This window comes from Ferdinandcohnia sp. Marseille-Q9671, from assembly GCF_976954385.1.
The window spans coordinates 1,334,094-1,347,317 of record NZ_CDRJTA010000001.1 but is presented as its reverse complement, the minus strand read 5'-3'; the positions used below and the strand labels follow the sequence as shown (position 1 = coordinate 1,347,317).

12 protein-coding genes are annotated in these 13,224 nt (G+C 37.8%); 8 read left to right on the top strand and 4 right to left on the bottom strand.

The features are described 5' to 3' along the window. Positions 1-6 precede the first annotated feature (6 nt). On the top strand, positions 7-969 hold the full coding sequence (locus ACWNMY_RS06925) for a pectinesterase family protein (protein WP_449537507.1): 963 nt from the start codon (positions 7-9) through the stop codon (positions 967-969). A gap of 175 nt (positions 970-1,144) precedes the next feature. Here the strand turns inward: ACWNMY_RS06925 and ACWNMY_RS06920 are convergent, their stop codons facing one another. After that, complete coding sequence (locus ACWNMY_RS06920) at positions 1,145-1,573, bottom strand: DUF4064 domain-containing protein (protein ID WP_449537506.1); 429 nt, start codon at positions 1,571-1,573, stop codon at positions 1,145-1,147. Positions 1,574-1,962: 389 nt separating this feature from the next. Between ACWNMY_RS06920 and ACWNMY_RS06915 the strand changes: the two genes are divergently transcribed. Together ACWNMY_RS06915 and ACWNMY_RS06910 are read left to right on the top strand one after the other, a co-directional pair. Continuing rightward, entirely contained in the window at positions 1,963-2,970 is a 1,008-nt protein-coding gene (locus tag ACWNMY_RS06915; protein ID WP_449537505.1) for a TAXI family TRAP transporter solute-binding subunit, read from the top strand. Between the two features lie 206 nt (positions 2,971-3,176). Then, positions 3,177-5,183 carry a TRAP transporter permease gene (locus ACWNMY_RS06910; protein WP_449537504.1) on the top strand — a complete coding sequence of 669 codons (2,007 nt, stop codon included), beginning with the start codon at positions 3,177-3,179 and terminating at the stop codon, positions 5,181-5,183. A gap of 133 nt (positions 5,184-5,316) precedes the next feature. Here the strand turns inward: ACWNMY_RS06910 and ACWNMY_RS06905 are convergent, their stop codons facing one another. Beyond that, positions 5,317-6,315 (bottom strand): DUF3231 family protein, encoded by a 999-nt coding sequence (locus tag ACWNMY_RS06905; protein WP_449537503.1) that lies wholly within the window; start codon positions 6,313-6,315, stop codon positions 5,317-5,319. 52 nt (positions 6,316-6,367) lie between these two features. Next, positions 6,368-6,865, bottom strand: a complete 498-nt coding sequence (locus ACWNMY_RS06900; protein WP_449537502.1) for a hypothetical protein — start codon at positions 6,863-6,865, stop codon at positions 6,368-6,370. A gap of 183 nt (positions 6,866-7,048) precedes the next feature. Between ACWNMY_RS06900 and ACWNMY_RS06895 the strand changes: the two genes are divergently transcribed. The 5 genes from ACWNMY_RS06895 (at position 7,049) to ACWNMY_RS06875 (ending at position 11,989) form a co-directional block, all read left to right on the top strand. Further along, on the top strand, positions 7,049-7,654 hold the full coding sequence (locus ACWNMY_RS06895; RefSeq protein ID WP_449537501.1) for an alpha/beta hydrolase: 606 nt from the start codon (positions 7,049-7,051) through the stop codon (positions 7,652-7,654). Positions 7,655-7,773: 119 nt separating this feature from the next. After that, on the top strand, positions 7,774-9,498 hold the full coding sequence (locus tag ACWNMY_RS06890) for a spore germination protein (protein WP_449537500.1): 1,725 nt from the start codon (positions 7,774-7,776) through the stop codon (positions 9,496-9,498). Further along, positions 9,446-10,552: a GerAB/ArcD/ProY family transporter gene (locus ACWNMY_RS06885; protein ID WP_449537499.1), complete on the top strand. Its 1,107-nt coding sequence runs from the start codon at positions 9,446-9,448 to the stop codon at positions 10,550-10,552. Before ACWNMY_RS06890 ends, ACWNMY_RS06885 begins: the two co-directional genes overlap by 53 nt. Continuing rightward, positions 10,533-11,762 (top strand): Ger(x)C family spore germination protein, encoded by a 1,230-nt coding sequence (locus ACWNMY_RS06880; protein ID WP_449537498.1) that lies wholly within the window; start codon positions 10,533-10,535, stop codon positions 11,760-11,762. The genes ACWNMY_RS06885 and ACWNMY_RS06880 overlap by 20 nt, the downstream gene beginning before the upstream one ends. A 23-nt stretch (positions 11,763-11,785) precedes the next feature. Next, positions 11,786-11,989 (top strand): CLC_0170 family protein, encoded by a 204-nt coding sequence (locus tag ACWNMY_RS06875; protein WP_449537497.1) that lies wholly within the window; start codon positions 11,786-11,788, stop codon positions 11,987-11,989. A 232-nt stretch (positions 11,990-12,221) separates the two neighbouring features. On the opposite strand, the gene ACWNMY_RS06870 is transcribed toward ACWNMY_RS06875, so the two are convergent. After that, on the bottom strand, positions 12,222-13,187 hold the full coding sequence (locus ACWNMY_RS06870) for a ring-cleaving dioxygenase (RefSeq protein ID WP_449537496.1): 966 nt from the start codon (positions 13,185-13,187) through the stop codon (positions 12,222-12,224). Positions 13,188-13,224: the final 37 nt, after the last annotated feature.

Below are 13,224 nucleotides of genomic sequence, written 5' to 3'. Positions count from 1 at the left end.
GATTATATGGTAAGTCATAATGAAGGTCAAAAAATAGTCGTATCAAAGGATGGTTTGGGTGATTTTGAAACGGTACAAGGAGCCATTGACTCAATACCGGTAAACAACACAACTCCAGTAATCCTTTATATAAAGTCCGGTATTTACAAAGAAGTAGTGACTGTTCCGGAGAATAAACCATTTATCAAAATAATTGGTGAAAGTGAATCGAATACGATAATTACGTATGATAATTATGCGGGTAAAGAAAAAGAAAACGGTGAAAAAATAGGCACTAGTGGAAGTTCATCTGTATACTTTTTAGCAGATGATATACACGTAGAAAACATTACAATTGAGAATTCTTTTGATGATACCTTAGAAGTAGATCCCGCTAAGATTAATGGTAGACAAGCTGTGGCAGCCTATGTATCAGGGGATCGGGTGTTGTTCAAAAATGTTAGTTTCCTTGGGAAACAAGATACATTATATGTCCATACAGGCACTATGTATTTTTATCAATGTTACGTAGCTGGAGATGTTGATTTTATTTTTGGAGCCGCTCAAGCTGTATTTGAACAATGTCACATTCACTCGCTAGACAGAGGGTCTACCTCGGTTAATGGTTATGTAACCGCAGCGAGTACCTTACTTACTGAACCATTCGGATTAATGATTACCGATAGTACGTTCACTAGTGATGCTCAAGCAAATACTGTTTATTTGGGGAGACCTTGGCCAGCAGGAGGCAACCCAAATGCCATAGGATCTGTTCTCATTCATAACTGTGAGTTAGGAGAACATATTAAAGATGAAGGTTGGACATCGATGAGTGGTCTTAATCCTGAAGAGGCACGGCTCTATGAGTCTACTAATAAGGGTCCAGGTGCAATCATTAATGAGAAAAGAAGACAACTATCAGAAGAAGAGGTAAACAAATGGGCCATACAGAATGTATTAAAAGGCTGGCAAGTTAGTGGACTAGTGTAATAGTAAAAGTTTAATTTATGGCCCTGGAACAGTTCTAGGGTCTTTTTCTTTTTTATATCGTGAAGGACATATAGCGAGGAGAATCGAAAAAAGCTGCGAATAGTAAAAAGAGCTTAAAAAATAAAGATAATAAAAAAGCTTGAAAGGAATTCTCCTTTCAAGCTTTAGTGTTGTATTAGTATTCAGTATTAAATGTTTCTTTCTGCTTTCGTACCAAACAAAGAATTCCTGCAATAAGATATAGAATACTAGCAATGATGGAAATTAAGAATGTTGCAAGTGTGCTAAGTATTGCTACAATTATTAAGATGATACCGGCAGCCTTTGGATGTTTGTTCCCTTTTAATAGAACAAGAGATACAATTCCAAGGATGATTGCAAGAATACCAACGATGATAAAATACCAGCCTCCAGTCGAAATCAGGTCGGTAATGATTCCCATGTCTACTCCAGTCAATTCTGGGTCAGTTGCCACCATATTTTCCATTTCCTGAGTAAATTCATTGTTATCACTTAGGCCTACAAACATAAAACCAAATAAGCTAATTAATGCAAATAGACAAGCCCCTATGATGGTTAATACAAATTCTCCAGTACGTTTCATAAAAAAGTCCTCCCCTGCGTAAAATGTTCCTTCTTGATTGTACTATACAGTATATAGTATGCAATCTGTTTTTACCCTATTTTGGATGTATTATATTTACGGTGAAGGCGGAAAAAAGGTTTCAGTTTTTTTGTGTTTTGTAAAAATTCTTTTCCCTACAAGCAGTTGTCATGTAAAAATGCCTTTAAGCATATTTTTTCAAAAGAATATTACAATGGTATTAAGTAAATATTAAAAATTTTTGCAAAGTACTTAAATTCTATGTTACCCTAGATTAGTAGGAACTTTATTGGTAAATATACCAATTTAGACCAAATATAGTAGGTTGGTAGTAAACCTCAAGTTTTGAGGGTCTACATAAAAAAAATATTTCTATAGGGGGAATGCAAATGCTTAGAAAGTACTCATTTCTTACTTTGCTGCTAGCATTGGTTTTAGTCATTGCTGCTTGTAGCAGTGATAACACGAATGGTGACGACAAGGATGATGCTGGAGAAGGAAATAGCAAATCAGAAACAACAGACCTTCTTATGGGTACGGGTAGCCAAGGTGGTACATATTTTCCGCTTGGCCAAGAAATGGCGAATGTATGGAATAAGAATATTGAAACAGTAAACGTAACATCAACAGAATCAGGTGCTTCTGTTGAAAACCTTGCTAAAATTTCAAATGGTGAATTCGACCTTGGAATGACAGTTAATCTACCAGCTTATGATGCACTTAATGGAACAGGTGACTTTGAGGGGAAAAAGGTAGAGAACTTCGCATTTATTGGACATATTTACCCTGAAGTACTTCAAATTATTACACGTGAAAGCACAGGTGTGGAAACAATTGCTGATTTAAAAGGAAAAAGAGTCGCAATTGGACCTCCCGGAAGTGGAACACAAGCTGCAACAAAAGCAGTATTAGCAGCTTATGGAATCAATGACGGAGACTATGAAGCATATCAAGAAGGTTTCGGTGATGCAAAATCGAAACTTCAGGATGGTACGATTGATGCCTCATTCGGATTGCTTGGACTGCCAGATGCGGGTATCGATGAGCTTCAGGCTTCAGTCGGAGATGTAAAATTCCTAGAGGTAACTGGTGACGAACTTAAAGCAGTTGAAGAAAGTAGCGGTTACACAGGATATACGATTAAGGCTGGCTCTTATGAATGGTTAGAAGAGGATGCAAATGTTGTATCAGCATATGCTGTTCTTGTTGCCAATACTGATACAGTAGATGAGGATCTAGCATATGAGCTTGCTAAGGTGATGGTTGAAAAAGCAAGTGAAAATACACATGCACAAGCAGCACATATGACAAAAGAAAATGCACTAAGTGGGTTAGGTGATTTACCAATCCATCCTGGTGCAGAAAAATATTACAAAGAAGCTGGTATTCTAGATTAATATCTTCATATGTAAAGTAAAACAGGTTTCTGAAAAACTGTTTAAATGAAACCATGGCGTTATGATCGTGAGGGCTTGACACAATGTGTTCTGGCCCTCTTTTTAAAAGATTACAAGAATGTAAAAAATCTGAACCGGTTTACCGACTCAGATTTTTTTGTCAGTGCATTATTTCTAAAACGTAAAAAAGTACAGGTGGTGAGAAAATGAAATGGAGGAAGCAAAAGGAGATGAAAGAAACCAAACTTTCTGCTGAGGAAGCGGAAAAGCTATCCACTGAGGAGATTCTTGAAAAATATGACCGAGAAAGTACGTATCGTCGTAACCTTGGTAAATGGAAGTGGATTGTTCTCATTCTCGCAGTTGGTCTTACAGTGTTTCATCTTTATACCGGATACAGAGGAGCCTTTGAAGCTCGTATCCAGGGACCCATTCATTTAGGAACAGCATTAGCTTTAATTTTTCTACTTTATCCGATTAAAAAAGGACTGCATCGGAAGCAAAAAGGAATACCTTGGTATGATGTAATTTTAGCAGTCGTATCATTAGGTGTTGGGTATTATAATGTTTTCTTCTACGAAGAATTGGTAACAGAGCGTATTGTATTTGGATATACTACGCCAGATTTTATAGTGGCAACCTTAGGGGTTTTATTAGTACTAGAAGCTGCTAGAAGATGTGTGGGGCTTCCCATTGTCATCGTTTCAAGTGTGGCTATACTGTATGCATTATACGGTAACTTAATACCTACGAAACTATTTGCTCACAGAGGCTTTTCATGGAATACTCTTGTGACAGATCTATATTTAACAACGAAGGGGATATATAGTACACCTATACAAGTTTCATCCACTTTTATCTTCCTGTTTCTGTTATTTGGTGTGATGCTAATTCGAACAGGGGTAGGGCAATTTTTTAATGATATTGCCTTTGCCATAACTGGCAGATTCACTGGTGGTCAAGCCAAAGCGGCAGTTGTAGCAAGTGCTCTACAAGGGATGGTATCCGGAAGTTCGGTAGCGAATACGGTGGGGTCAGGCTCCTTTACGATTCCGATGATGAAAAAGGCTGGCTATAAACCAGAGTTCGCGGCTGCAACAGAGGCTTCGGCTTCAACAGGTGGTCAAATCATGCCGCCAATTATGGGGGCTGCAGCGTTTATTATGGCATCGTATACGAATATTCCGTATAGCCAAATTATGCTAGTTGCCATAATTCCAGCAGCACTGTATTTCCTAGGCGTCTTTTTAGCCGTTCATTTTGAATCAAAAAAAATAGGAATCGTGGGCGTTCCAAAGGAAACCCTACCAAGAGCAAAGCAATTAATGCTTGAGAGAGGGTATTTATTGTTACCTCTCATTGTCATATTCTACACATTGCTTACAGGACGAACACCAATGCGTGCAGCCCTGCTTGCAATTCTAGTTTCATTTTTAGTAAGTCTTGTACGAAAAGATACAAGAATGTCATTACGTGGAATCATAAAAGCGCTTGAAGAAGGGGCACGAGTTGCATTGCCAGTAATTGCAGCCTGTGCGTCTGCGGGTATTATTGTTGGTGTCGTTGTTCAGACAGGTCTTGGGGGACGCATCGCCGATGGTATTATTGCATTAGGCTCAGGAAATCTTATTTTAACTTTGTTCTTTACCATGATTGCCTGTTTAATTCTCGGAATGGGTCTACCAACAACCGCGAATTATGTTGTAACAGCAACAATGGCAGCGCCTGCTTTAATCCTCGGACTTGATGTTCCAGTTTTAGCAGCTCATATGTTCGTTTTCTATTTTGGAATTGTAGCGGACATAACGCCACCTGTTTGTCTAGCGGCATATGCCGGAGCGGGGTTAGCGAGGGCAAATCCATTTATGACCGGAGTAACCGCAACAAAGCTGGCGGCTGCTGCGTATATCATACCGTTTATTTTTGTGATTAACCCACAAATGCTTTTAATTGATTATGAGATTTCATTCGTAACAATCTCAATCATAACCGCAATAATTGGAATGGTTGGCATAAGTACCGCGATGATTGGCTTCTTTATCAGGAGAGCATATATCTGGGAGCGAATTGTCCTATTTGCTGCAGGGCTTAGTCTCGTTTCACCGAACATCTACTTTGGTGGTGCAGGTATTGTTGCTCTAATCGCAATCTTGTTTATTCAGTCACGTCGTCCAAAAGAACATATCCAGGCGCCGACTATTTCACTAAATTAAGTTTGCAACCACTCTTACTTACGTAAGGGTGGTTTTTCTAATTATTGTACTAAATTGAATCGCCACGGACACTCCAGGTTAGCCAACAATAAAAACGATATGCCATCTCCAGTTTGCATATCGTTTTAACTATCTACTTTTGTAATTTTGTACGATCAATCGTATGTGGTGGCTCTTGAATCCATTGACGATCCACTAATAACTTGAATCCTTTTGCAGCATACATCAAAATCTCAGCAATCGTTTTTGAATAAAATGCAACTAAATCTGCTCTCATGGATAATGATTGGGCATGCCCAATTAAAGTTATGTCGATTCCATTAAGTGCATGGAATAGTGTTAGGATAAGTTTATCCGAAAATGGTGATACCGTGGAATCTGTGACCTCTAAAGGAATGGATACTGTTCCCATCAGGTGCTCCTCTTTTAACAAGTCATTAATAAAGGTAACTTGTTTCTCAGATATCAATCTACCTTCCTTTACATAATCTGAAATTTCTTTGTCTTTTATGACCTGCTGGAAACCTATGCAAAGTACAATCGCAAAGTAATTACGCTCAATATTAAAAAACATATCTGTAATCTCTACCACATTTAATGGTCGTTTCTCGCCGATTATCTTTGATAAATAGGAGACTTTTTCTATGTATTCATTTTTTGTTGGGTACACAACCATTGGAGGCCGGTCATACAATCCCTTTTCAAGCATTAATTCCGTCGATTCATTATATTGCTTTAAAGCATCTGATAAGCAATTTGAAAAAAATACTCTTATGTCTTCTCTAGCAATATTTGATGTAATAAAACTAAAATTAATCATATTCATTCGGCTCATAGAGTAAATAAAGGTTAAAGAAAATGGGTCGTAAAACAGCCGCGGTGCGGATAGATTTAGATCTTCATCAGAAAACTGATCAGGAATGGGTATCCTCTCTTCTGTAAAGATCTGCTTTATGTCCTTAATCTGTGTACTATAGATTCGAAAAGATTCCTTCAATAGAGGCCTAATTTCTTCATCCTCTAAATGGTGGAGAAAATATTTAATAAGACATACGGTCATACTACCTTGAATGAAGGTTGTCCATAATCCACTGATTTCGGAGCTTGATAAACGTATATTATATTTTTTCATGATCGCACCTCCCCAAATACATATATGGGTAGTATGGATAAAAATTCAAATTTTATTCTTTCATGGATTTTAGGAGATCACTAAACTCTTTATAAATTTCTTTTGTTTTTTTAAATCCCTTGTCAGTCTTCTTTTGATCTCCAGTAGTAATTCCTTCAAGTTGAGTTTTCATTGCTTCCATGTAGTCCTCAATTGAAGCTTGTACTACAAATTTTAAATCACGGAATTTTTTATTAGTTGGATTATCTTCAAGTTCAATCAAATTAAAAATGTACATTGCTTCTTCTGTTGCAATTTCCATCGTTTCGACCGCTGCCTCTAATTCATCATTGTTTTTCATTTCCTCTAAAAGCATTTCCAATTCTTGGTTTAACTGAACAAATCTTTGTATGTGGCTTTGGAAACTAGTTAATAAAAGTTGGTCTTCTTTTGAAAGTTGCTTATCAAGTGTATGATAAAGTTCAGTAGCGGTAGGAGATGAAGAGGTACAGCCCACTAAAAAGCTAAGTATAATAAATGGTACTATCATTATTCGTAACCTTTGTATCACGGAATAACCCTCCTATCAGATATATATAAAGATATGATACTTGTCCAAAAGATATGTCATGAGGGTTTGACAAATAGAACCTAATATATTATCTTGAAGTTAAGATATTTGAAAACGAAATAAAATAAACAATCACTACCTATGGAATACTAGAAGTAGTTATTGTTTTTGGAGGGATAAATTGTGAAGCATATTTTCCGTGAAGGTAAAGATAAAACAAAACCAACGCTCCTTTTATTACATGGAACTGGAGGAACTGAAACAGATTTACTACCACTAGCGTCCCATATAGATGAGGAAGCTTCGGTACTAAGTGTAAGAGGAAATGTATCTGAGAATGGGATGCCTCGCTTTTTCCGTCGCTTGGCAGAAGGTGTTTTTGATATGGAGGATCTCATTTTTAGAACAAAGGAACTAAATGATTTCCTTGATGAGGCAGCGACAACCTATTCTTTTGACCGAAATAATATTGTAGCAATCGGGTATTCAAACGGCGCAAATATTGCTGGAAGCCTTTTGTTTCATTACCAATCAGCACTAAAAGGAGCCATTCTACATCATCCAATGGTACCAAGACGTGATGTTGATTTACCTGACTTAACAGGTACTCCTGTTTTCATCACTGCTGGTAAAAATGATCCCATTTGTCCTGCACAGGAAACCATTGATCTTCAAGAGCTTTTACAACAGGCACATGCACAAACAGAAGTTCACTGGGAAAACAACGGTCATATGCTGACTGGTACTGAGGTAGCAGCAGCAGCCAAATGGTACAAATCACAATTTTAATAAGATGAAAATAAGACAGTTCTCTTAATGGGAACTGTCTTTGTTTTGTATAAGAATAAATTACCATTTATTGAGGAATATATAGGTAAAATGTCTTTCTTGAAGAAAGAGGTATCAAGATGTCTTGGTCCACGATCAGAAAACGTCCTAAACAAAGAACAACTATACCTGATAAAAATTCAGACAAAACAATTGAAAAGGTCATCCCCCATCAATTGGTAGAAGAGTTGAAAAAAGAAAATCTAGGAGAAAACCTAGATGAGACCATCGAATTTTTTACCAATCTATTAGGAAAAAATGTGGATTTCTTCTGTAGACATTTTAAAATGTATGGTACATTTCGCGCTGCGATTATTTACTTTTCAAGCTTAGTGGATAAAAACGCTATTAATAATGAAATCATGAAACCTTTAATGTATGTTCCAATACATACAAACCTGGAACAGCTAACGAAAGCAACTATAAAGGATTTCATTCTTAACGAGACGATGTTTCATTGTGAAACAAAGGAAGAAAGCAATAGTGAAAAAATAGTAAAGGCCTTACTTAGCGGAGAGGCCATTATTTTTATTGATGGCTTGGATAAGGGTATCCGATTTGCTGTAAAGAATATCGAAAAACGATCTATATCACAGCCCGAAACCGAGCAGGTCATTTTAGGTCCTAGAGAAGGTTTTATTGAATCTCTCCAAACAAACTTAGCCCTCTTACGAAATCGATTGAAAACTGCAGATTTCCGGATTGAAACAATGGAACTTGGTCGCTTATCCAAATCAACGGTAGCTATATGTTATTTAGAAGGAATCACAACAAAGGAATTAGTGAATGAAGTAAAGGAACGATTAGGAAAAATTGATATCGATGCCATTCTAGATGTAGGTTATATTGAACAATTCATTGAAGATAACCATATGTCGCCTTTTCCGCAAATTCAAAGTACAGAACGACCGGATAAAACGGTTGGAAGTATTTTAGAAGGGAGGGTTGCAATTCTAGTTGATGGTTCACCATTTTCGCTAATTGTTCCAGTTGTGTTTAATCAGTTTTATCAAACCTTTGAGGATTACTCTTCAAGATTCCTAATGGGGAGCTTTGTCCGATTAGCACGTTTGGTTGCTCTAGTTTTTTCCTTGATTTTTCCATCTTTATATGTGTCCTTTATCTCTTTTAATCCCGAACTACTTCCAACTGAATTTGCAGTAGCTGTTGCTGGTGGACGGGCAGGTGTACCATTTCCCGCAGTTATAGAAGTATTAGTAATTGAAGTTGCGATGGAGGTCTTACGTGAAGCGACTGTTCGCCTTCCAAAACAAGTAGGTGGAGCTCTTTCAATCGTTGGCGTTCTCGTTATCGGGCAAGCGGCAGTTGAGGCTGGCATTGCAAGTCCAATAACAGTTGTTGTAATCGCCTTAACAACTATAGGGTCGTTTGCAACACCGGCATATAGTGCGGCATTTGCGCTCCGTATGCTTAGATTCCCGATTGTAATTATGGCAGGATTTTTTGGACTTTATGGAGTCGTTATTGGTGTAATTTTTATATTTAATCATATGCTCTCGTTGAAATCGTTCGGAGTCCCTTATATGAGCCCTGTTACTCCCGGCAATTTTCAAGGATTTAAGGATGTCGTCATACGATCACCTTTTTGGTGGATGCCTAAAAGACCTGCCATGTTACATCCTCAAAACTCGGTCCGGGTAGGTACTACGAAAGATGAGTTAAAGAAAGCACCGAGTAGTACTTTGGAGCAAGTACAGACTAAAAGTGAAAAACATGAGGGGGAACGTACAGGTGGAATATCCACGCGAGATAACAGTCATTCAAGCAACGACAATACTAATTAGCACAATTATCGGCGTTGGTCTGTTAGCACTTCCACTCTTTGCGGTACGTACCGCCGATACAGGTGCTCCAATTGTAACGTTAATGGGAATAGCAATCGCATCAATAGGACTAGGTTTAATTACTTTTCTGGGAATACGTCACCCAGGTAAATCCATCATTTTGTATGGTGAAGATATCTTAGGAAAATGGATAGGAAAACTTTCTAGCCTTTGTATTATTCTCTTTTTTGCATTTCTAACTGGGCTAACCTCACGTGAATTTGGGGCAGTGGTAATCACTGCTGTACTTAAACAAACACCTTTAGAAGTAACAGTTATCATCATGCTCATCTTAGCTGCAACCTCAACAAGAAGTGAAATAAATGTTTTTGCGTACATTCATAACTTTTATTTGCCAATCATATTAGCCCCAGGGCTCATAGTGGTAGCTTTATCCTTAAAAAATGCAAATACGTTATATTTATTTCCGATACTGGGGAATGAACCAGGAAACTATGTAGTTGGAGCGTTAACCATTGCAGCATTATTTCAGGGCGCTTTTATCTTTTCAATGATTATTCCCTATATGAAGCATCCACAGAAAGCTGTAAAAGCAAGTATATGGGGTATGGTGATTGCAGGTGGTTTGTACTTCTTGATTGTAATAGCTACTGTTGCAGTATTTGGACCTGGTGAAATGCTGAACCTACAATGGCCAACACTTGAATTAGCGCGTACGACATCAATTCCTGGAAATATTCTTCAAAGACTAGATGTTGTTTTTTTATCTGTCTGGGTTATCGCAGTATTTACTACCCTTTTTTCAAGTTATATGTTTACCGTTCAGTCAATAAGCCAAATGGTAGGGTTGCGTGATCATAAAATGCTTTCTTTATTCGTATTGCCAATAGTATTCATTATCGCAATGATACCGCAGAATATCGTGCAATTATACGATGTGATCGAAATCGTTGGTAGATTAGGTCTAATCCTAACGATTGGTTATCCAGCCCTTTTAATTTGCGTAGACCTTATAAAGAAAAAGGTGAAAAAAGGTGGCAACATCAAAGCGTAATTGGAAGGTAGGTATAAAAGTAATACTTATTGCTGTAATCCCTGGCCTATTCTTAACTGGATGTTGGGATAGTGATGATATTGAACAGCGGGCAGTTGTATTAGGTATTTCAATTGATAAAGCTGATGAATCAGAAGAAGACGCTGAGCAAATTACAGGCCTTGGGAAAAATTTTCCTAGACCTACAGAAGGGTTAATCAAGCTAAGCGCTCAAATTGCAGTGCCAGGACGTATTCCGTTAGGACCTCAAACTGGTGGTGCAGGAGCTGATCAAGAACCAACTTGGTTAATTAGTGTGGTTGGATATTCAATTGATGACGCGATAGCGGTGTTACAGCAGGAAATTGCAGACAGGCTTTTCTTTGGTCATCTTCGAATTATTGTGATTAGTGAGGATATTGCTAAGGAAGGAGTCATCAGATTTAATGATTATTTGCGTCGAAATCCTGAAATAAGAAGAACCGCTTGGATGGTAATTTCTAAGGGGGAAGCAAGACATTTTATGAAGGTTGCTCCAAAACTTGAACGTGTACCCACATTATATTTGTCTGCAATGGTAGAAAATGCTGTCGGCTTAGGAAAGTTTCCTGATGATTTTATTGGGCTGTTTTGGACGAAGCTTCAAAGCAAAGGACAGGATACTTTCCTTCCATATCTTGAAGTAAAGAAAGAGGGAAATATTCAAATTTCAGGCTTAGCCTATTTTATTGATGACAAAATGGTTGGCAAAACGGAGCCTGTGGAAATTGGTTTATTTATGGCCATAACAGGAGAAGAAAAAGGTGGGTATGAAGTATTTGTTGAAGTACCAGAGACTGACTCCAAAGTACTAGTAAGAGCGGACAAACGGAAGTCATCGATAAAAACAACCATTCAAAATGGAAAACCTCATTTCACTGTAAGAATACATTATGAAAGCGTAATTGATGAAGGGACTAGGGGATTAGATTTAGATAATCCCGAAATTGTCCGGAAAATAGCTGATGAAGGTTCAAAAGGGGTAATAGAGGGGGCAACGAAGCTAATCAAAAAATTACAAGCTGAACAGTCTGATATTTTTGGATTTGGGGAGTATGTCAGAGCAAAACAACCTCATTATTGGAATACAGAGATTAAAACAAAAGAAAAATGGCGGGAAGTATTCAGTGATGTAACATTTGATGTTCAGTGTACAACAAAAATTAGAAGAGTAGGCACAAAGGCAAAATAGTATAGTCTGTCGAGGGAGTTACTATGTTATATATCGGATATACAAATTACATTGTCATTTTAAGTGTAGCTACTGGTATTTTGATTCTACATTTCGATTTTAAAATTTACAAAGATGCAGAAATGAAAAAAGAACAAAAGGTTAGTAAATTTCTAGGATTGTTTAATATCTCAGCCGGGGTTTTCGTGTTTACACTAAATTGGGTATATCAGAAGTTTTTTTGGTGAATTTTTTCTAGTACTGATAGAACTGACTAAGCGCTAATAGGATTCAATCGAACGCCGATAGAACGATAATATCGTCGATAGGCTTGAAATAACGCAGATAGAAAAAATAACGCCGATAGGAAGTATATCGCCGATAGAATTGAAATAACGCCGATAGAACGAAAATAAAAACGATAGAACCAAAAACGCTGTATATAAATCCCCCTAGAACCTAATATTCTAGGGGGAATATCTAAATTTCCAGTGGTCTAAGGTTCGCTTCAATTTCGCTCCGTTTAGGTTCTAAAAATGCTGGTAACGCAAGTCGTTCACCTAATGTTTCCAAAGGCTCATCAACATCAAATCCTGGAGTATCGGTTGACAGTTCAAACAGGATACCATTTGGTTCCCTAAAATACAAAGCCTTGAAATAATATCGATCAACTTTACCTGAGTTAGGCAAACGAGTTTGTCTTATTTTAGTAAACCATTGTTCGTATTCTTCTTCATTTGGAATGCGGAAAGCCACATGGTGAACACCACCACGACCTAATCGTTCCTTTGGTAAATCAGGACGGGATTCGATGTGAACTTCTGCTCCGGTACCACCCTCTCCTGTTGCATAGACGAGAATATCTGGAAAATCCCCTGCTAATGATGGATATGATCCGACCTCTCGAAAACCTAATATATCAGTAAGTGTACGAATAGTTGGCTTCGAATCGGCCACTGTTAATGTGACTGGACCAAGGCCTAGAATCGAATGCTCTGTGGGGATACCGTCTACTTCCCAAGGTACCCCTGCAGCAACCCCAGTCTCGCCGTTATCAGCTACAAGAATAATCTGACTTCCTTCAAAATCCTGAAAGGCCACTGTATCACGATTTGCTCTTTTCACAATTTCTTCCGTTGTGATCCCAAATTCAGCCAAGCGATTCTTCCAAAGGTGTAGTGAATCCGTAGAATTCACTCGTAAGGAAGTGGAGGAGATACTTGAGACACCCGGATGTGTTCTCCCTAAGCCCGGTATATCAAAGAATGTAATTTCGGTCCCAGGACTTCCTTGTGCATCCCCATAAAAAAGATGATAGGATTGAGTGTTATCCTGATTTACAGTTTTCTTTATTAACCGCATACCTAGAATTTTTGTATAAAATTCAAAATTTCGTTCAGCTTTACCAGTCAATAACGAAACATGATGTAAACCTAGCAACCGCATATTTTTTCCCCCTTAACGATCCCCTATTAATTTATCT